Source organism: Paraburkholderia phytofirmans PsJN, from assembly GCF_000020125.1.
Classification (GTDB): Bacteria; Pseudomonadota; Gammaproteobacteria; order Burkholderiales; family Burkholderiaceae; genus Paraburkholderia; species Paraburkholderia phytofirmans.
In genome coordinates this window covers 3,649,012-3,667,370 of sequence record NC_010681.1, presented here as the reverse complement: position 1 = coordinate 3,667,370, position 18,359 = coordinate 3,649,012, and the positions used below count along the sequence as shown (strand labels likewise).

Below are 18,359 nucleotides of genomic sequence, written 5' to 3'. Positions count from 1 at the left end.
TCGACTGCGTAGGGCGGGTTTCCAGTTTCAGCAAAGCCGTCCTACACAGCCAGTCAAAAAAAACGCCACGGCATTTGCGCCGTGGCGTTTTTTTATCCGCAGCGCTCGCGCGATCTCTCGTTCGCGCAAGCGCCCTAAGCGTTGCGTATCGCTCAGTGCACGTCCACTGCGCGCAGCATATCGTCGCCGCGCGGCTCGTTGCCGCCGCGTCCGTCGAAATCATGTCCGGCGCTGCGAATTTCGCACTGTGCCTTTTTCTCGCTCTTTACGCCGTTGAAGATCAGGTTCAGCACCACAGCCGACACCGACGCCAGCAGAATCCCGCTATGCAACAGCGGCGAAAGCGCCGGCGGCAGCTTCGAGAAGAAGTGCGGCGACACCACCGGCACGAGACCCAGGCCGATACTGACCGCGACGATGAACAGGTTGTGGTGATTCCTCACGAAGTCGACCTTCGACAGCACCTTGATGCCGTTTGCCGCGACCATGCCGAACATCACGATGCCCGCGCCGCCGAGCACGAAAGCCGGCACCGACGCGACCACTTGCGCCATCTTCGGGAACAGGCCCAGCAGCACCAGGATCACGCCGCCCATCGCGCAGACAAAGCGGCTTTTCACGCCGGTCACGCCGATCAGGCCGACGTTCTGCGAGAACGAGGTATGCGGGAACGAGTTGAAGATACCGCCGATCAACGTGCCCAGGCCGTCGACGCGCAAGCCGCGCACCAGCGTCTTCTGATCGACCGGACGATCCACCATGTCGCCGACCGCGAGGAACATGCCGGTCGATTCGATGAAGGTGACGAACATCACCGTGACCATCGTCGCGATCGAGAGCGGATCGAAATGCGGCAGGCCGAAGTGGAACGGCATGACGAAGCCGACCCACGGTGCGTGCGTGACGCCTTCCATGTTGACGCGGCCGATCGCCAGCGCGATCACGAAGCCGGCGACAATGCCGAGCAGCACCGAGATATTGGCAAGGAAGCCCTTGGCGAACTTGTTGATCAACAGAATCAGCATCAGCACGGTCAGCGAGAGGCCGAGGTAGATCGGATTGCCGTAATCGGGATTGCCCACGCCGCCTGCCGCCCAGTTGATGCCAACTTCCATCAGCGACAAGCCGATCACCGAAATCACCACGCCGATCACGACTGGCGGGAAGAACCGCAGCAACTTGCCGACCGCGGGCGCGAGCAGAATGCCGACCACACCGGCCGCGATCGTCGAGCCGAAAATATCGAGAATGCCGAGCGAGGGATTGGTGCCGATCGCGACCATCGGACCGACGGCCGCGAACGTGCAGCCCATGATGACCGGCAGACGGATGCCGAAAATCCACAGTCCGAGCGTCTGGATCAGCGTGGCGATGCCGCAGGAAAACAGATCGGCGCTGATCAGGAACGCGATCTGGTCTTTCGGCAACTTGAGCGCCGCGCCGATGATCAGCGGCACCGCGACGGCACCGGCATACATGACCAGAACATGCTGAATGCCGAGCGTGAGCAACTGGCCTGCGGGCAGTCGTTCGTCGCACGGGTGAACCGTGTTCGATTGCATATTGTCTGTCTCCACCATCTGAGTTTTTGGGATGGCTCCAAGGTATCGGGGACTAAAAAGCACAACAAGACCACTGGGGCCTATTCCGGCATTCCCGGTGACGATATGCGTAGGGGCCTTTTGAAAGCCAAAAGAAATGCGCGCACCTGGTCCATCGGCGGTCAGCCCCTTGCAGTGGCGATGCGAGGCGGTGCGTCGCGCGAGTCCAGATTGACGCGATATGTGTGAGAATCAATGAGGTGTATCTCGCTCACTGCATAGTCCTGTTTTGATGTGACTCGCGGCGCAGGCGGGTTAACCCGCGATTCGCGATTTCGGCGTGCGTTCGGGCATGCTTCTCAAACGCCGCGCCGGTGCTGAAAAATACGCTTTTCGGGCAGCGTTTGCGTGCTCGTATTCATCCTCAATTTGAAGTTTTATCGCCCCATGAGTTTTCTCGGCATCGACCTCGGCACCGGTTCCCTCAAAGTAGCAATCGTCGACGAAAACGGTCGCGAGCAGGCGGTGGCGAGCGTCGCGTACCCCATCGAAACGCCGCAGGCGGGTTGGGCAGAGACATCGGTGCAAACGTGGTGGCGCGCGCTATGCGAAGCCGCCGCGCGTTTGCCCGACGGCTTGCGCCGCGACGTGCGGGCAATCGGTTTTTCCGGGCAGATGCATGGCGTCGTGTTGATCGACGCAGCGGGCGAGGCCGTGCGGCCCGCCATGCTGTGGCCCGACACGCGCGCGCTGGCCTTGCTCGAAGCGTGGCCCGAGCCGCAGCCGAATCCGGTTGCGCCGGGCATGGCCGGTCCGCTGCTGCGCTGGATCGTGTTGCACGAACCACAGTCCGCGAGCCGCACGCGCTGGGCGCTGCAACCGAAAGACTGGCTGCGCGTCGCACTGGGCGGCGCGGTGGCGACCGATCCCTCCGACGCCTGCGCGACCGCGCTCGCCGATCCCGCCGGCGTGTGGGACGCGGCGCTGCTCGATCGGCTCGAGATTCCGCACGAATGGTTCGCACCGCTGGCGCCGTCCTATGCGGCGGGTGGTGTGTTGTCGGAGAGCGCGGCGCGGGCGCTGGGTTTGCGCGCCGGCATCGTGCTCGCCACCGGCGCGGCCGATACGCCTTGCGCGGCGCTTGGCAGCGGGCTCGCGCACGACGGCGACGCGTTGCTGACCACCGGCACCGGCGGACAAATCGTCGTGCTGGCCGAGCACGCGCCGGCGGCGGTCAAGGGCTTGCATCGTTATCGTGCGGCGAGCGATCACTGGTATCGGATGGCGGCGATGCAGAACGTCGGCATCGCGCTCGAACGTGCGCGCGGGTGGCTGTCATATGAATGGGCCGATGCGTATCGGGACGCGTTCGGTGACGCGACGAACGCGACCAACGCGACGAACGCGACCGCCACATTCAGTGCGAACACAGCGGCCGCATCCGGCCTCACGTTCCTGCCGTACCTCACAGGCGAACGGACGCCCTGGCTCAATCCGATGGCGCGCGGCGGCTGGCTCGGCCTCGCGCTCGATCACACGCGCGGCACGATGATGCGCGCCGCGTTCGAAGGCGTCGCGTTCTCGCTGCGTGCCGGGCTCGACGCGATTCGCGCGAGCGGCGCGACGGTGACGGCGTTGAAGCTGGCGGGCGGAGGTTCCGTCGACGCCCGCTGGCGCCAGTTGCTCGCCGATGCGCTGAATGTCGAGTTGCACGCAGTCGATTGTCCGAATGCGGCGCCGCGTGGCGCGGCGATTCTCGGCGGCCTGGCAAGCGGGCATTGGCACGCGCGCGATCTCGCCGCGCTCGCGCCGGGCGCGACGCGTGTTGCGGGTCCGCAAGGCGACGCGGCGCTTGCCGAGCGCTATGAGCGCTTTCTCGATCTCTACGGACGAATCGAAACATGGTTCACCGACACGCCGTCGCAATGAGCGAATGTCATGTCAGGTTCAGACAATGCCGTGACGCACTTTGCAATACCATTACGTTTTTCACTCGCTAACGTATGAGTCGGCGCAGTGCGCCGAACGACAATGATGACGTGCTCGCATGAGACGCACGAACCAACGCAGCACCGAATCGCAACACATGCGCGCCGCAACGCAGTCCGCCGCGACGCGCCGTGCCTCGACAGACTCACAGGATTACAGGAGCATTGACGATGAAGACCAAAGCAGCAATCGCATGGAAAGCCGGCGCGCCGTTGACGATCGAAGAAGTCGATCTGGAAGGGCCGCGTGCCGGTGAAGTCCTGATCGAAGTGAAGGCCACGGGTATCTGCCATACCGATTACTACACGCTCTCCGGCGCGGACCCCGAAGGCATCTTTCCGGCCATTCTCGGGCACGAAGGCGCGGGCGTGATCGTCGATACCGGCCCCGGCGTCGGCACGCTGAAGAAGGGCGATCACGTCATTCCGCTCTATACGCCGGAATGCCGCCAGTGCAAGTTCTGCCTGTCGCGCAAGACGAATCTTTGTCAGGCAATCCGTTCAACGCAGGGCAAGGGTTTGATGCCTGACTCGACCTCGCGCTTCTCTCTCGACGGCAAGCCGCTGTTTCACTACATGGGCACGTCGACGTTTTCGAACTACATCGTCGTGCCGGAAATCGCGGTGGCGAAAGTGCGCGAAGACGCGCCGTTCGACAAGATCTGCTACATCGGTTGCGGTGTGACGACGGGTGTCGGTGCGGTCGTGTATTCGGCGAAGGTCGAGGCGGGCGCGAATGTCGTGGTGTTCGGTCTCGGCGGCATCGGTTTGAATGTGATCCAGGGCGCGAAGATGGTCGGCGCGGACAAGATCATCGGTGTGGATATCAATCCGGGCCGTGTCGAACTGGCGAAGAAATTCGGCATGACGCACTTCGTCAACCCGAACGAAGTCGAAAACGTGGTCGATCACATCGTGCAACTCACCGATGGCGGCGCGGACTACTCGTTCGAATGTATCGGTAACACGAAGGTGATGCGTCAGGCGCTCGAATGCACGCACAAGGGCTGGGGCCAGTCGTTCATCATCGGCGTGGCGGCGGCGGGCGAAGAGATCAGCACGCGTCCGTTCCAACTGGTGACGGGCCGCGAGTGGAAAGGCTCGGCATTCGGCGGCGCGCGCGGCCGCACCGATGTGCCGAAGATTGTCGACTGGTACATGGAAGGCAAGATCAATATCGACGATCTGATCACGCACCGTCTGCCGCTCGAGCGCATCAACGAGGGCTTCGATCTGATGAAGAAGGGCGAGTCGATCCGCTCGGTCGTGCTGTACTGAACCGGAGCTTCCTCATGCTCGAACTCTTGTCGTCGCATGCCTGTCATGGCGGCGAGCAGCGCATCTATCGGCACGACTCGCAGACCATCGGCCTGTCGATGCGCTTCTCGATCTATCTGCCGCCGCAGGCCCTGCAGGCCAACGCGAACGTGCCCGCGCTGTTCTATCTCGCGGGCCTCACTTGCACGGAAGAAACCTTTCCGGTCAAAGCCGGCGCGCAACGTTTCGCCGCGCAGCACGGCATTGCGTTGATCGCGCCGGATACGAGTCCGCGCGGCGCGGGCGTGCCGGGCGAAAGCGCGGCGTGGGACTTCGGCGTGGGCGCGGGCTTTTACGTCGATGCCACGCAGCAGCCGTGGGCGCAGCACTACCGGATGTACTCATACGTGCGGGACGAACTGCGTGAAATGGTGCTCGCGAATTTGCCGGTGGACGGCGCGCGTCTGGGCGTCTTCGGGCATTCGATGGGCGGCCACGGCGCGTTGATGCTCGCGTTGCGCAATCCGGAGATTTATCGGTCGGTGTCGGCGTTCGCGCCGATCGCCGCGCCGACGCGTTGCCCGTGGGGCGAAAAAGCGTTCAGCGGCTATCTGGGCGACGACCGCGAAGCGTGGAAACAGTACGACGCGAGCGAACTGGTCGCGCGTACGTCGCGCAAGTTCTCGGAAGGGATTCTGGTCGATCAGGGGCTCGCGGATCAGTTCCTCGCGGAGCAACTGAATCCGGATGTGTTCGAAGCCGCTTGCCAGGCCGCAGGTCAACCGCTGACGTTGCGCCGTCATGCGGGCTACGACCACGGCTATTACTTCATCTCGACGTTCGTCGAGGATCACCTCGCGCATCACGCGAAGGTGCTGCTCGGCTGAGTTTCGCAGGACAACGATGGCGGTATGCAGATGCGACGCCGCCATCGTCCCTAAAGACTCAATGCCGTCTCAACAAACTCCCGCCGTACACCACCGCCGACAGCACGGTGATCCAGAAGCTCGTCGGCCAATCGGTATAGAACGCGAGCGTCAAACCGAGCCACGCCTGCAGCAGCGCGAACACCGCGGCGAGCACGAGACCCGCTGAAAGGCGCGTTGTCATGTTCTGCGCAGCGGCGGCCGGGCCGACCATCAGCGTGAACACCAGCAGCACGCCGACGATCTGCGTGCACGCCGCCACGGCGAGCGCCGCGATTGCGAGAAACAGCACGGACACGAGGCGCAACGACACCCCCTTGGCTTCGGCCAGTTCCGGCTGCAACGACGCGAACAGCAACGGCCGCATGATCGCCGCGAGCGCCAGCAGACTCACGACGCCCAGGCCCGCCAGTACGCCGAGCGTCGACGTATTCACACCGAGCACGTTGCCGAACAGCAGTGCGGTGACCTGAGTCGCGTACGCCGTGAAGAAGTGCAGAAACAGCAAGCCGAAACCGAGCGACAACGAGAGGATGACGCCGATCGCCACGTCGCGTCCGGCGAGACGTTCGCCGAGCGCGCCCATGCCGACGCCCGCCGCGAGCGTGAAGCCGATCATCCCCCAGATCGGCGAGATGCCGATCAGCACCGCGCCGGTCGCGCCAGTGAAGCCGACGTGCGAGAGCGCGTGGCCCGCGAAGGTCTGTCCGCGCATCACCAGAAAATAGCCCACCACGCCGGCCAGCACCGCGACGATCCCCGACGCCGCGAATGCGTTCACCATGAAATCGTATTCAAACATCGTGCTTGTGTCCGTCGCGTGAGTCGTGCTGATGTGAGTGGCCGTGCGCGTGGCCATGCGAATGGGAATGCGAGTGGCTGTGGCCGCCGTTCTCGTCGTGTTCGTGCTCGTGATCGTGCTTTTCCACTTCCACATCGCCGGACATCACGAAGATGCGGCCATTCACGCGCATCACGTCGATCGGCGAGCCGTAGAGGCGCGACAGGACCGGTCGCGTGATTACTTCGTCGACGGTGCCGAGCGCCGCCACGCCGCTGCCGAGATACAGCACGCGATCGAGCGCGTGCAGCAGCGGGTTCAGTTCATGCGCCGAAAACAGCACGGCGATGCCGAGTTCCTGTTGCACGCGCCGCACCAGTTCGACCACGCTCTTCTGATGATGCGGATCGAGGCTGATCAACGGCTCGTCGAGCAACAGCAGCTTCGGGTTGCCGAGCAGGCACTGCGCGAGCAACAGCCGCTGACGCTCGCCGCCCGATAGTTCCGACAACGGCCGCTCGGCCAGTTTGCGGCCGCCCACCAGATCCAGCACACGTTCGACATCGGCGCGCGTGGCGGCGTCCGCATGCGGCAGACCCCAGCGATGGCCGTCGGCGGCCATCGCGACGAAATCGCGGCCACGCACGCGGCGTCCGGCCAAGGCAGTGCGCGTTTGCGGCATATAGCCGATCGACGCGTTGCCGCGCTCGACCGGTTGTCCCAGCACGCGGATCGCGCCCTGAGCGGCAGGCACGAGACCGAGCACGGCGCGCATCAGCGTCGTCTTGCCCGCGCCGTTGGGCCCGAGCACGCCGATAAATTCGCCCTGGTTCACCACGAAACCGGTATCGCGCAGAATCGTGCGGTCGCCGAGTTCGAGCGTGACGTGTTCGAGTTCGAGCACGGGTGCGGTGCTGGGCACACGCGCTGGCGCGCCGCGGCCAGTCTGGGTCATGGGGTTTTTCCTTTCGCACCTGAAGCCGCAGCCGCATTGGCGCCGTTCGCATCGCCCGAGGCCAGCGCCGTGCCCAGCGCGTCAAGCTGCGTCAGCATCCACGTCTGATAGGTCTTGCCGGCCGGTTCGGTCTCGGTAACGCTCATGGTCGGCACCTTCGATTGCTGCGCGAGCTTCAACATGCGTTTGGTCAGGGCCTCGGTTGCCTGGCTGTTATAGATCAGAACACGCACGCGCTTTTCGCGCAGGTCGCGTTCGAACGCGGCGATATCGGCCGCGCTGGCTTCGGTGTCGTTCATGGTGGCGAGCTGGAAGCGCAGGTTGCGCATGCTCAGGCCCACCGCGTCGGACATGTAGCCGAACACCGGTTCGGTTGCCGTCACCGGCACGCCCGCGTAGCGGCCATGCAGCTCGGCGACCTTGGCGTCCACCGGTTTCAGCGAATCGAGAAACTTCGCGAGGTTCGCATCGTACGCCGACTTGTGCGCCGGGTCAGCCGCGACGAGCGCCTCGCTCACCGCGCGCGCCACTTTCGGCATGGTCGCCGGGTCGTACCAGAGGTGCGGATTGTCGCCGCCTTTCTTGCCGACGAGATCGGCTGCGACGATCGTCACGCGCTTCGCGCCCTTCGACGCCGCCAACAATTTTGCCATCCACGGATCGTAGTCGGCGCCGTTGTAGACCACAAGGCTCGCATGCTGCAACGCACGCGCGGTCTTCGGGCTCGCTTCGAACAGATGCGGGTCCTGGTCCGGATTGCTGAGGATGCTCGTCACGTCGACGCGATCGCCGCCGAGTTGCTGCACCACGTCGCCGTAAAAATTCTCCGCCGCGACCACGGGGATTTTTGCATCCGCGGCCATCGCGGCGTGGCCGAACGCGAAGACGGCGGCGCTTACCGCGACGTACTTCGACAGCTTCAGCGCACGCTGCGCCCCGTTGAACATCGAGCCGAATTTCTTCATTGTTGTGTCCTGCTGCGTGAGAGTTGAATGAACCACTGACGTTATGAGGGACGTGTGCGTTATGCCGGCTTCATGGCGGCTGAAGCACCCGCGGGCCGCGCCGCGCGAGCACACAGCGCGCATAGACCGCTCAGTTCGATCACCTGCCGATGCACTTCGAAACCATGTGCCGGCGCGCTATGCGACAACTGTTCGGCGAGGTCGTCACCGGGAATTTCGACGGTCGCGCCGCAGCCGTCACACATCAGAAACTGGCTGCGATGCGGCACGCCGACTTCGCAGCAGGCCACGAACGCGTTCTTCGACTCGATCCGATGCACGAAGCCATGCGCGAGCAGAAAATCCAGCGCGCGATATACGGTTGTCGGCGGCACACGGCCGCGTGCCGGCTCGAGCGCATCCAGCAATTCATAAGCGCCGACCGGCCGCTCGCTGGCGACGATCGCCGCATACACCTGACGACGCAGCGGCGTCAGCGCGAGCCCGTGCAACGCGGCATGCGCTTCGGCATGCGCGAGGCGCACGGCACGGTTTTCTGCAGTGGATGTGGCCATCGGCGCAGGCTCCTGACGAAACGGCAATCAAGCGAAATCACAACCCATCGGCTTCGAAAGCGAAGCGAGGTCGCAATGATATAACGTATCTCGAAATTTTGGCAGCGGGGCGAGCAGAAAGCAGATTGGCTGTCTTCGATTTCTCGTACTAGTGTTGTTCGGGGTGGATGAGGGGTGCCGGAATCCTGCCGCGCTGCACCATCGAAATCTGCTCGGGCGCCTTGACATGACCCGGTGCGTATCCGATCATTCGATCACTAACAGAGCAATTGTTCGCGCGATGAGCGTTCGCTCACCGCGCCTCAAAAAGCGAAACGAACCGGAGACGAGCAGTGGCGGCACGATTGCAAGACAAGGTGGCCATTCTGACGGGCGCGGCAAGCGGAATCGGTGAAGCCGTGGCGCGGCGATATCTGGACGAAGGCGCGCGCTGCGTGCTGGTCGACGTGAAGCCGGCCGACAGTTTTGGAGACTCGCTGCGCGCCACTTACGGCGATCGCGTGCTGACCGTGAGCGCCGATGTCACGCGGCGCGACGACATCCAGCGCATCGTGGCGAGCACGCTGGAGCGCTTCGGGCAAATCGACATTCTCTTCAACAACGCGGCGCTGTTCGACATGCGCCCGATTCTCGAAGAATCCTGGGACGTGTTCGACCGCCTCTTCGCGGTCAACGTGAAGGGCATGTTCTTCCTGATGCAAGCCGTGGCGCAAAAGATGGTCGAGCAGGGCTGCGGCGGCAAGATCATCAATATGTCGTCGCAAGCCGGGCGGCGCGGCGAGGCGCTCGTGTCGCACTACTGCGCGACCAAAGCCGCCGTGCTCAGCTACACGCAATCCGCGGCATTGGCGCTTGCGCCGCACAAGATCAACGTGAATGGCATCGCGCCGGGTGTCGTCGATACGCCGATGTGGAACGAAGTCGATGCGCTCTTCGCTCGCTATGAAAACCGCCCGCTCGGCGAGAAGAAACGCCTTGTCGGCGAAGCGGTGCCGCTTGGCCGCATGGGTGTGCCGGACGATCTGACCGGCGCCGCTTTGTTCCTCGCATCGGCGGATGCCGACTACATCACCGCGCAAACCCTGAACGTCGACGGCGGCAACTGGATGAGCTAAACCCGCGCCGTTCATCGTCATTTTCGTAGAACAAACGCTGCACTACATAACGTACGAGAAAGGAGACAACACATGAAGCCAGCCCTCAAATCCACGCTAAAAGCGGTCAGTGCCGGCGCTGTCGCATGCTTTGCATTGAGCGCGTCGGCGGCGACGGTGACGATCGCCACGCTGAACAATCCGGACATGATCGAGTTGAAGAAACTCTCGCCCGAATTCGAAAAGGCGAATCCGGACATCAAGCTGAACTGGGTGATTCTCGAAGAAAACGTGCTGCGTCAACGCGCCACGACCGACATCACGACCGGCAGCGGCCAGTTCGACGTGATGACGATCGGCGCGTACGAAACGCCGCAATGGGGCAAGCGCGGCTGGCTCACGCCGCTCACGAACCTGCCCGCTGATTACGATCTGAACGACGTCGTGAAGACGGCCCGCGACGGCCTCTCGAGCGGCGGCCAGTTGTATGCGCTGCCGTTCTACGTCGAAAGCTCGATGACGTATTACCGCAAGGATCTGTTCGAGAAGGCCGGCCTGAAGATGCCCGACCAGCCCACTTACGACCAGATCAAGCAGTTCGCCGACAAGCTCACCGACAAAGCCAATGGCATTTACGGCATCTGTCTGCGTGGCAAGGCGGGCTGGGGCGAAAACATGGCTTACGGCACGACGGTGGTGAACACCTTCGGCGGCCGCTGGTTCGACGAGAAGTGGAACGCGCAGCTCACTTCGCCGGAATGGAAAAAGGCGATGACCTTCTATGTCGACCTGCTAAAGAAGGACGGCCCTCCGGGAGCGAGCTCGAATGGCTTCAACGAGAACCTGACGCTGATGTCCTCCGGCAAGTGCGCGATGTGGATCGACGCCACGGTGGCAGCCGGCATGCTCTACAACAAGCAGCAATCGCAGATCGCCGACAAGGTCGGTTTTGCGGCGGCGCCGGTCGCGGTCACGCCGAAGGGTTCGCATTGGCTGTGGGCCTGGGCGCTGGCGATTCCGAAGTCGTCGAAGCAGGCTGACGCGGCCAAGAAGTTCATCACGTGGGCCACGTCGAAGCAGTACATCGAACTGGTCGCGAAGGACGAAGGCTGGGCCTCGGTGCCGCCGGGAACGCGTAAATCCACCTACGCGCGCGCCGAGTACAAGCAGGCAGCACCGTTCGGCGACTTCGTGCTGAAGGCGATCGAAACGGCGGATCCGGAGCATCCGACGCTCAAGCCGGTGCCGTACACCGGTGTGCAGTTCGTCGGGATTCCTGAGTTCCAGTCGTTCGGCACCGTGGTGGGTCAGAGCATCTCCGGCGCGATTGCCGGTCAGATGACGATCGATCAGGCGCTGGCAGCTGGCAACGCCACTGCGGATCGCGCGGTGAAACAGGCCGGCTATCAGAAGTAAGCCACGGCCGTTACGTGGCACGCGCCGGCTGACGCCCGTCAGCCGGCTTACGCGGCACAGCGGGCCGTTCCGCCACACGTGCGCCGCGACATCGTAGGGTGTCGTCGCGGCTTCGGGCGGCGGTCCGCGCATTACCGAACAGGTGGTCAATCATGCGTCCTCTGCGCCTACCTATCATGCACGCCCATCCCCAGACAGAAAAAGAACGTGAAACCCGCAAAGCCAATTCCGCCCGCTGGCTAGCCACGCCTTCGGTCGCGGTGCTCGTGCTGTGGATGGCGATTCCGCTCGCGATGACGATCTGGTTTTCGTTCTCGCGTTACAACCTGTTGAATCCGGATCTGAAAGGCTTCGCGGGTTTCGACAACTATAAATATCTTGCCAGCGATCCGTCGTTCGGCCCTTCGATCGGTCACACACTCGAACTGATCATCTCGGTGCTCGTGATCACGGTGGTGGGCGGCGTGCTGATGGCGATACTGTTCGACCGCAAGTTCTACGGCCAGGGGATCGCGCGGCTGCTCGCCATCGCGCCGTTCTTCGTGATGCCGACCGTGAGCGCGCTGATCTGGAAGAACATGATCCTGCATCCGGTGTACGGGCTGATCGCGCAGGGCATGCGCGCCATGGGCATGCAACCGATCGACTGGTTCGCCGAATATCCGCTGACGGCAGTGATCATGATCGTCGCGTGGCAGTGGCTGCCCTTTGCTTTCCTGATTCTGTTCACGGCGATCCAGTCGCTCGATCAGGAGCAGAAGGAGGCGGCGCGCATCGACGGCGCGGGTCCGTTCTCGATGTTCTTCTACATCACGCTGCCTCACCTGAAGCGGGCCATTGCGGTGGTGGTGATGATGGAAACGATTTTCCTGCTGTCGATCTTCGCCGAAATCTACACGACCACGGGCGGCGGTCCGGGCACCGCGACCACCAACCTGTCGTACCTGATCTATTCGTTGGGCCTGCAACAGTTCGACGTCGGTCTCGCTTCGGCGGGCGGCATTCTCGCTGTCGTGCTGGCCAATATCGTGTCGTTCTTCCTGGTGCGGATGCTCGCGAAGAACCTTAAAGGGGAGTACGAAAAATGAGCCAGGTTGCCTCTACCCCGGTGTCGAACCCGACTGCCATGACGGTGCCGGCGAAGTCGCCGTTCGCCGCGATCCGACGCGGCATTCCCGGCGTGATCGCCTGGCTCGTCGCTCTGCTGCTGTTCTTCCCGATCTTCTGGATGACGATTACCGCATTCAAGACGGAGCAGCAAGCCTATGCGTCGTCGCTGTTTTTCATCCCGACGCTCGATAGCTTTCGCGAGGTGTTCGCGCGCAGCAATTACTTTTCGTTCGCGTGGAATTCGATACTCATCTCCGCGGGCGTGACGATTCTGTGCCTGATACTCGCCGTGCCGGCCGCGTATGCGATGGCGTTCTTCCCGACCCGCCGCACGCAGAAAGTGCTGCTGTGGATGTTGTCGACCAAGATGATGCCGTCGGTCGGCGTGCTGGTGCCGATCTATCTGCTGTGGAAAAACAGCGGTCTGCTGGATTCGGTGTCGGGTCTCGTGATCGTCTACACGCTGATCAATTTACCGATCGCGGTATGGATGTCCTTCACGTACTTCGCCGAAATTCCGCGTGACATTCTCGAAGCCGGCCGAATCGACGGCGCCGCGACGTGGCAGGAAATCGTCTATCTGCTGATGCCGATGTCGCTGCCGGGACTCGCATCGACGGCGCTGCTGCTCGTGATCCTGTCGTGGAACGAAGCGTTCTGGAGCATCAACCTGTCGAGTTCGAACGCCGCTCCGCTGACCGTGTTCATTGCGTCGTATTCGAGTCCCGAGGGTCTCTTCTGGGCCAAGCTGTCCGCCGCTTCGCTGCTGGCGGTCGCGCCGATCCTGATCGTCGGCTGGCTGTCGCAGAAGCAACTGGTGCGCGGCCTTACCTTTGGGGCGGTCAAATGACGGCAGGCACGAGTGGAAGCACGCTCGCCGGCAATTTCGCGCTGATCTGCGATTGCGACGGTGTGCTGATCGACAGCGAAGCCGTGGCGGCGCGCATGCTGGTGCACGAACTCGAAGCGCGCTGGCCCGACACCGACGTCGAACCGGTCGTGCTGCCGCTGCTCGGACTGCGCATCGAGAAAGTGCTGCAAGGCACCGCGGCGCAGCTCGGCAAAAGCCTCAGCGACGAGGATATCGATTCGATCCGGCAAGCTGTGGAAGCGGCGGCGATGCAGGCGCCGACGGTCGAAGGCATCGAAGCCGCGCTGGCTCAGGTGCCGCTCCCCAAAGGCTGCGCGAGCAACAGCTTTCGCCCGTATGTGGAAACGGTGCTGACGCGCACGGGCCTCGTGAGATTTTTCGGCGACCGCCTGTTCTGCGCCGACGCGGTGCCGAATCCGAAGCCCGCGCCCGACGTCTATCTGGCGGCGGCCAAGGGTCTCGGACTCGCGCCCTCGGCGTGCCTCGTGGTGGAGGACAGCGTCACGGGTGTGACGGCCGCCACTGCGGCGGGCATGACGGTGCTCGGTTTCATCGGCGGTGGTCATGCGAGCGATGCGCAGATTGACAAGCTGCATGCAGCCGGCGCGCGTCACGTCTTCGACGACATGCAGCAGTTGCCGGAGCTGGTCGCGCAATGGACGCTAAGTGCGACGGCGGCCGCGCCATAAGCGGGCGGCATCGAAAGCGGATCAATGTAGCCGCCTGAGTGTCGCAAACAACTCAGGCAACCGAAATACCGGACAAGCAACACATAGCATTACACGGAGACACATCATGGCAAGCGTAACTCTGCGCAACATCAGGAAGGCGTACGACGAAAACGAAGTGATGCGCGACATCAACCTCGATATCGCGGACGGCGAGTTCGTCGTGTTCGTGGGCCCGAGCGGTTGCGGTAAATCGACGCTGATGCGGATGATCGCCGGCCTCGAAGATATCAGCGGCGGCGATCTGACCATCGACGGCATGCGCGTGAACGACGTGGCGCCCGCCAAGCGCGGCATCGCGATGGTGTTCCAGTCGTACGCGCTGTATCCGCACATGACGCTGTACGACAACATGGCGTTCGGCCTGAAACTCGCCGGCACCAAGAAGCCGGAAATCGACGCCGCGGTGCGCAACGCCGCGAAGATCCTGCACATCGACCATTTGCTCGATCGCAAGCCGAAGCAGTTGTCGGGCGGCCAGCGTCAGCGCGTGGCGATCGGCCGCGCGATTACACGCAAGCCGAAGGTGTTCCTGTTCGACGAACCGCTGTCGAATCTCGACGCTGCCTTGCGCGTGAAAATGCGCCTCGAATTCGCGCGTCTGCATGACGAACTGAAAACCACGATGATTTACGTGACGCACGATCAGGTCGAGGCGATGACGCTGGCGGACAAGATCGTGGTGCTGTCGGCGGGCAATCTGGAGCAGGTCGGCAGCCCGACCATGCTGTATCACGCGCCGGCCAACCGTTTCGTCGCGGGATTCATCGGTTCGCCGAAAATGAACTTCATGGAAGGCGTGGTGCAGTCGGTCACGCATGACGGCGTCACGGTGCGCTACGAAACCGGCGAGACGCAGCGCGTCGCGGTGGAACCGGCCGCGGTGAAGCAGGGCGACAAGGTGACGGTCGGCATTCGCCCCGAGCATCTGCACGTCGGCATGGCCGAAGACGGCATCTCGGCCCGCACGATGGCTGTCGAGTCTCTTGGCGACGCGGCGTATCTGTACGCGGAGTCAAGCGTCGCGCCGGACGGACTGATCGCGCGCATTCCGCCGCTCGAACGTCATACGAAAGGTGAGACGCAAAAACTCGGCGCCACGCCGGAGCATTGCCACCTGTTCGACAGCGCAGGGAAAGCATTCCAGCGTAAGATCGTCGAAGTGCTGGCCGCGTGACGATTGGGAAAGCGGCGGGCGCGCCGCTTTCCTTTCAACCACGCCCCGGAAACGCTCATGGCCGCCTACGTCGTCATTACGCGCGAGAAAACGCTTGACCCCGCGAAACTGGATGAATACAAACAGGTTGCACCCGCAACCTTCGAGCGGCATCCGGTCATGATGCTGGCGAGCCACGGCCGCAAGGAAGTCGTGGAAGGTCCGCCGATCGACGAAATCCTGATTCTCGAATTCGCCAGCTACGACGAAGCGATTGCCTGGTATCGCAGCCCGGAGTATCAGGCCGTCAGCGAAACACGTCTGCAGGGCGGGGAATACCGGATCATCATCACCGAAGGCCTGACGGCGATGTAGCGCGGCTTTGGCGCAGGCCGTCCGCTTACGCCTCGAGCGCGGCTCTCGCGCAGGATTCGTCGGTCACCAATCCCGAGAGCCAGCCGCCTTTGAGCACGGCGATCAGTGCTTCACGTTTGCGCTCCCCGCCGGCGAAACCGATGGTCGGGCGCTGCGGCGGCGAGTCGAGCGCGATGCTCGTCACGCGCCGGCCGGTCGGCGATTCGACGTGCGCGCCGGCTGCGTCGATCGGCAGTCCGAGCATTTCAGCCACCGCGCCGTTCTGCGTCAACTCTTTCACTTCCGCCGATGTAATGAAGCCGTCTTCGAGCAGCGGGCATTTCGGCCCGATATTGCCAATGCCGACAAACGCCACATCGGCCTGCGCCGACAGCGACTCGACAATCCGATAAAGCCGGTGATTGCACCACTGCGCGCGTTCCGCTTCGTTATCGGCGAGCAGCGGCGCGGGCAGCAGAAAATGCTTGCCGCCCGTCTTCTCCGAAATGTGCAGCGCGACGTCATAGCGGTTCGAGGAGCCGTCCTGGGCGATCGCGCCGACCATGGATACCAGCCGGTGTTGCGGACGGTCCAGCTGTGCGATCTGATCGACGGCGGCCTTCAGCGTCCGGCCGCTGCTCACCGCGACCACCATCGGTTTTTCCTCGCCGAGATAGCGCTCCATCACCTGCGCGCCGGCCACCGCCAGTTTGCGATCGACCTCATCGGACGTATCGCTGTCGATCGGCACCACTTCGCACATGCTCAGACCGTAGCGCTTCGACAGTTGATCGGCGAGCGCCAGGCAGTCCGCCAGTTTGTGATCGACGCGCACGCGAATCAGATTCTTTTCCACCGCGAAGGCGACCAGCCGTTGCGCGACCGGGCGCGACACCTGCAGCTTCTCGGCGATCTCATTCTGGGTGTTGCCGGCAACGTAATAGAGCCACGCGGCGCGGGTAGCAAGATCTAATTTTTCTGTGGACTTGGGCACGGTGACGGTTCGCTTGAAGTGCGCCGATGATAGCAGCCGGTCTTCGCGCTTCAACTAATCCTGGCGCGGAAGCCGGCCGCGGATTGCCGGTCAGGCAAGCGGTTGCCGCGCGGGGTCGAACAACGGCCGCACGTGGCGGTAGAGCGCGCGATACGCTTCGAGCCGCGCGCGCAGTTCGGCATGGCGGCGCGGGTTCGGCGTGAACTCCTTAGCGATCGGCGGCTTGGTCAGCACGGTGGCCGGATCGCCGCCGGCGGCCAGCCAGCCAAGGCGTGCCGCGCCGAGCGCCGCGCCGGTCTCGCCGCCGCCGTGCTTGCGGGTGGCGGTGTCGAGTGCGTCCGCGAGCAACTGGGCCCAGTAGTCGCTGCGGGCGCCGCCGCCGAGCAGCGACAGCGCCTTCGCTTCCGTGCCGGCCGCACGCAGCGCGTCGAGGCCGTCGGTGAGTGCAAGCGTGACGCCTTCGAGCACCGCGTAGCCGAGCAGCGCGCGGTCCGTTGCGTGCGTCATGCCGAAGAACACGCCTTGCGCATACGGGTCGTTGTGCGGCGTGCGTTCGCCCGACAGATAGGGCAGAAAGAGCGGCGCGGTGTTCAAGGCGTCCGCGGGGAGCGCCTCGATTTCGGCGAGCAGGGTCGGTTCGTCAGTGGAAGTCAGCTTGCAGACCCAGCGCAGACAACTCGCGGCGGAGAGCACCACGCTCATCTGATGCCAGCGATCCGGAATCGCGTGACAGAACGCGTGCACCGCCGAAGCCGGATTCGGCCGGAAGCTGTCGCCGACCACGCACAGCACGCCCGACGTGCCGAGTGAAACGAAGCCGTCGCCGGGTTGCGTCGCGCCGATACCGATCGCACTGGTGGCGTTATCGCCGCCGCCGGCCGCGACGATTACGCCGTCGCTCAAGCCGAATTCACGCGCGACCGAGGGCAGCAGCGTGCCGGACGGCTCGCTGCCTTCGGCAAGACTCGGCATCTGCGCACGCGACATATTGCAGGCCGCGAGCAGCGAGTCCGACCAGTCGCGCTTGGCGACATCGAGCCACAGCGTGCCGGCCGCATCGGATGGATCGGACACCTTGCCGCCGGTCAGTTGCAGGCGCAAGTAATCTTTCGGCAGCAACACGCAGGCGGTCTGCGCAAAAATCTCCGGCTCATGGCGCGCGACCCACAGCAGCTTAGGCGCGGTGAAACCGGGCATGGCGAGATTGCCGGCCACGCTGTGCAACTCCGGCGCGCGCTCGGTCAACTCCGCGCATTCCTTGTCGCTGCGCATATCGTTCCACAGGATCGCGGGACGCAGCACGCGGTCCTGCGCATCCAGCAGCACGGCGCCGTGCATCTGACCCGACAGGCCGATGCCGCGAATCTGCGCGAACTCGTCGGGATGTTTGGCGCGCAACGCGGCGAGCGCGGTACGCGTACCAGCCCACCAATCTTCGGGATTCTGCTCGGCCCAGCGCTGGTGCGGGCGCGAAACGGTGAATGGTGAGCCTGCAGTGCCGATCACGCGTCCGTCGGAGGCGAGCAGCAGAACTTTCACTTCGGACGTGCCGAGGTCGATGCCGAGATACATGGGCGCGGAACCTTCGTCGTTGGAGATGCGCTACTTTAGCCGCACATCGCGCGCGGTGCCATGCGCATTAAGCCTGGCTGAGCCTGGTTTCGCGTGG

Annotated in this window: 17 protein-coding genes; 10 read left to right on the top strand and 7 right to left on the bottom strand. The window is 63.6% G+C overall.

From position 1 onward, the window contains the following. Positions 1 to 152: 152 nt before the first annotated feature. Positions 153 to 1,562, bottom strand: coding sequence for a nucleobase:cation symporter-2 family protein (locus BPHYT_RS16160; RefSeq protein WP_012434216.1), 1,410 nt, complete (start codon positions 1,560 to 1,562; stop codon positions 153 to 155). 426 nt (positions 1,563 to 1,988) lie between these two features. Here BPHYT_RS16160 and BPHYT_RS16155 point away from each other — a divergent pair, with 426 nt between their 5' ends. The 3 genes from BPHYT_RS16155 (at position 1,989) to fghA (ending at position 5,673) form a co-directional block, all read left to right on the top strand. Continuing rightward, entirely contained in the window at positions 1,989 to 3,470 is a 1,482-nt protein-coding gene (locus BPHYT_RS16155; protein ID WP_041758556.1) for a xylulokinase, read from the top strand. A gap of 230 nt (positions 3,471 to 3,700) precedes the next feature. Then, positions 3,701 to 4,807 carry an S-(hydroxymethyl)glutathione dehydrogenase/class III alcohol dehydrogenase gene (locus tag BPHYT_RS16150; protein WP_012434214.1) on the top strand — a complete coding sequence of 369 codons (1,107 nt, stop codon included), beginning with the start codon at positions 3,701 to 3,703 and terminating at the stop codon, positions 4,805 to 4,807. A gap of 14 nt (positions 4,808 to 4,821) precedes the next feature. Further along, a complete protein-coding gene (fghA, locus tag BPHYT_RS16145; RefSeq protein WP_012434213.1) occupies positions 4,822 to 5,673 on the top strand; it encodes an S-formylglutathione hydrolase in 852 nt (283 codons plus the stop codon). A gap of 58 nt (positions 5,674 to 5,731) precedes the next feature. On the opposite strand, the gene BPHYT_RS16140 is transcribed toward fghA, so the two are convergent. The 4 genes from BPHYT_RS16140 to BPHYT_RS16125 are packed head-to-tail and all read right to left on the bottom strand — an operon-like array spanning position 5,732 to position 8,967. Then, positions 5,732 to 6,514, bottom strand: coding sequence for a metal ABC transporter permease (locus BPHYT_RS16140; protein ID WP_012434212.1), 783 nt, complete (start codon positions 6,512 to 6,514; stop codon positions 5,732 to 5,734). Next, complete coding sequence (locus tag BPHYT_RS16135; protein ID WP_012434211.1) at positions 6,507 to 7,448, bottom strand: ABC transporter ATP-binding protein; 942 nt, start codon at positions 7,446 to 7,448, stop codon at positions 6,507 to 6,509. The genes BPHYT_RS16140 and BPHYT_RS16135 overlap by 8 nt, the downstream gene beginning before the upstream one ends. Further along, positions 7,445 to 8,413 (bottom strand): metal ABC transporter solute-binding protein, encoded by a 969-nt coding sequence (locus tag BPHYT_RS16130; RefSeq protein WP_012434210.1) that lies wholly within the window; start codon positions 8,411 to 8,413, stop codon positions 7,445 to 7,447. The genes BPHYT_RS16135 and BPHYT_RS16130 overlap by 4 nt, the downstream gene beginning before the upstream one ends. A 59-nt stretch (positions 8,414 to 8,472) precedes the next feature. Next, positions 8,473 to 8,967, bottom strand: coding sequence for a Fur family transcriptional regulator (locus BPHYT_RS16125; RefSeq protein WP_012434209.1), 495 nt, complete (start codon positions 8,965 to 8,967; stop codon positions 8,473 to 8,475). Positions 8,968 to 9,299: 332 nt separating this feature from the next. Between BPHYT_RS16125 and BPHYT_RS16120 the strand changes: the two genes are divergently transcribed. From BPHYT_RS16120 to BPHYT_RS16090, 7 genes are all read left to right on the top strand, one after another. Then, complete coding sequence (locus BPHYT_RS16120) at positions 9,300 to 10,082, top strand: L-iditol 2-dehydrogenase (RefSeq protein WP_012434208.1); 783 nt, start codon at positions 9,300 to 9,302, stop codon at positions 10,080 to 10,082. Between the two features lie 72 nt (positions 10,083 to 10,154). Then, entirely contained in the window at positions 10,155 to 11,477 is a 1,323-nt protein-coding gene (locus BPHYT_RS16115) for an ABC transporter substrate-binding protein (RefSeq protein ID WP_012434207.1), read from the top strand. Between the two features lie 152 nt (positions 11,478 to 11,629). Beyond that, positions 11,630 to 12,565 (top strand): carbohydrate ABC transporter permease, encoded by a 936-nt coding sequence (locus BPHYT_RS16110; RefSeq protein ID WP_012434206.1) that lies wholly within the window; start codon positions 11,630 to 11,632, stop codon positions 12,563 to 12,565. A gap of 38 nt (positions 12,566 to 12,603) precedes the next feature. Further along, a complete protein-coding gene (locus tag BPHYT_RS16105) occupies positions 12,604 to 13,437 on the top strand; it encodes a carbohydrate ABC transporter permease (RefSeq protein WP_085966707.1) in 834 nt (277 codons plus the stop codon). Beyond that, on the top strand, positions 13,434 to 14,147 hold the full coding sequence (locus tag BPHYT_RS16100; RefSeq protein WP_012434204.1) for an HAD family hydrolase: 714 nt from the start codon (positions 13,434 to 13,436) through the stop codon (positions 14,145 to 14,147). The genes BPHYT_RS16105 and BPHYT_RS16100 overlap by 4 nt, the downstream gene beginning before the upstream one ends. A gap of 106 nt (positions 14,148 to 14,253) precedes the next feature. Continuing rightward, the gene (locus tag BPHYT_RS16095) at positions 14,254 to 15,363 is read left to right on the top strand and encodes an ABC transporter ATP-binding protein (RefSeq protein ID WP_012434203.1); all 1,110 of its coding nucleotides are present in this window, start codon (positions 14,254 to 14,256) and stop codon (positions 15,361 to 15,363) included. A gap of 57 nt (positions 15,364 to 15,420) precedes the next feature. Continuing rightward, a complete protein-coding gene (locus BPHYT_RS16090) occupies positions 15,421 to 15,717 on the top strand; it encodes a DUF1330 domain-containing protein (RefSeq protein WP_012434202.1) in 297 nt (98 codons plus the stop codon). A gap of 25 nt (positions 15,718 to 15,742) precedes the next feature. On the opposite strand, the gene BPHYT_RS16085 is transcribed toward BPHYT_RS16090, so the two are convergent. Both BPHYT_RS16085 and xylB read right to left on the bottom strand, forming a co-directional pair. After that, positions 15,743 to 16,690 (bottom strand): sugar-binding transcriptional regulator, encoded by a 948-nt coding sequence (locus tag BPHYT_RS16085; RefSeq protein ID WP_041759033.1) that lies wholly within the window; start codon positions 16,688 to 16,690, stop codon positions 15,743 to 15,745. 90 nt (positions 16,691 to 16,780) lie between these two features. Continuing rightward, positions 16,781 to 18,262: a xylulokinase gene (xylB, locus tag BPHYT_RS16080; protein ID WP_012434200.1), complete on the bottom strand. Its 1,482-nt coding sequence runs from the start codon at positions 18,260 to 18,262 to the stop codon at positions 16,781 to 16,783. Positions 18,263 to 18,359: the final 97 nt, after the last annotated feature.

Excerpts from the sequence above, each read along its gene's own strand:
- BPHYT_RS16160 (WP_012434216.1), bottom strand. The coding sequence starts at position 1,562 with ATGCAATCGAACACGGTTCACCCGTGCGACGAACGACTGCCCGCAGGC.
- BPHYT_RS16155 (WP_041758556.1), top strand. The coding sequence starts at position 1,989 with ATGAGTTTTCTCGGCATCGACCTCGGCACCGGTTCCCTCAAAGTAGCA.
- BPHYT_RS16150 (WP_012434214.1), top strand. The coding sequence starts at position 3,701 with ATGAAGACCAAAGCAGCAATCGCATGGAAAGCCGGCGCGCCGTTGACG.
- fghA (WP_012434213.1), top strand. The coding sequence starts at position 4,822 with ATGCTCGAACTCTTGTCGTCGCATGCCTGTCATGGCGGCGAGCAGCGC.
- BPHYT_RS16140 (WP_012434212.1), bottom strand. The coding sequence starts at position 6,514 with ATGTTTGAATACGATTTCATGGTGAACGCATTCGCGGCGTCGGGGATC.
- BPHYT_RS16135 (WP_012434211.1), bottom strand. The coding sequence starts at position 7,448 with ATGACCCAGACTGGCCGCGGCGCGCCAGCGCGTGTGCCCAGCACCGCA.
- BPHYT_RS16130 (WP_012434210.1), bottom strand. The coding sequence starts at position 8,413 with ATGAAGAAATTCGGCTCGATGTTCAACGGGGCGCAGCGTGCGCTGAAG.
- BPHYT_RS16125 (WP_012434209.1), bottom strand. The coding sequence starts at position 8,967 with ATGGCCACATCCACTGCAGAAAACCGTGCCGTGCGCCTCGCGCATGCC.
- BPHYT_RS16115 (WP_012434207.1), top strand. The coding sequence starts at position 10,155 with ATGAAGCCAGCCCTCAAATCCACGCTAAAAGCGGTCAGTGCCGGCGCT.
- BPHYT_RS16110 (WP_012434206.1), top strand. The coding sequence starts at position 11,630 with ATGCGTCCTCTGCGCCTACCTATCATGCACGCCCATCCCCAGACAGAA.
- BPHYT_RS16105 (WP_085966707.1), top strand. The coding sequence starts at position 12,604 with ATGACGGTGCCGGCGAAGTCGCCGTTCGCCGCGATCCGACGCGGCATT.
- BPHYT_RS16100 (WP_012434204.1), top strand. The coding sequence starts at position 13,434 with ATGACGGCAGGCACGAGTGGAAGCACGCTCGCCGGCAATTTCGCGCTG.
- BPHYT_RS16095 (WP_012434203.1), top strand. The coding sequence starts at position 14,254 with ATGGCAAGCGTAACTCTGCGCAACATCAGGAAGGCGTACGACGAAAAC.
- BPHYT_RS16090 (WP_012434202.1), top strand. The coding sequence starts at position 15,421 with ATGGCCGCCTACGTCGTCATTACGCGCGAGAAAACGCTTGACCCCGCG.
- xylB (WP_012434200.1), bottom strand. The coding sequence starts at position 18,262 with ATGTATCTCGGCATCGACCTCGGCACGTCCGAAGTGAAAGTTCTGCTG.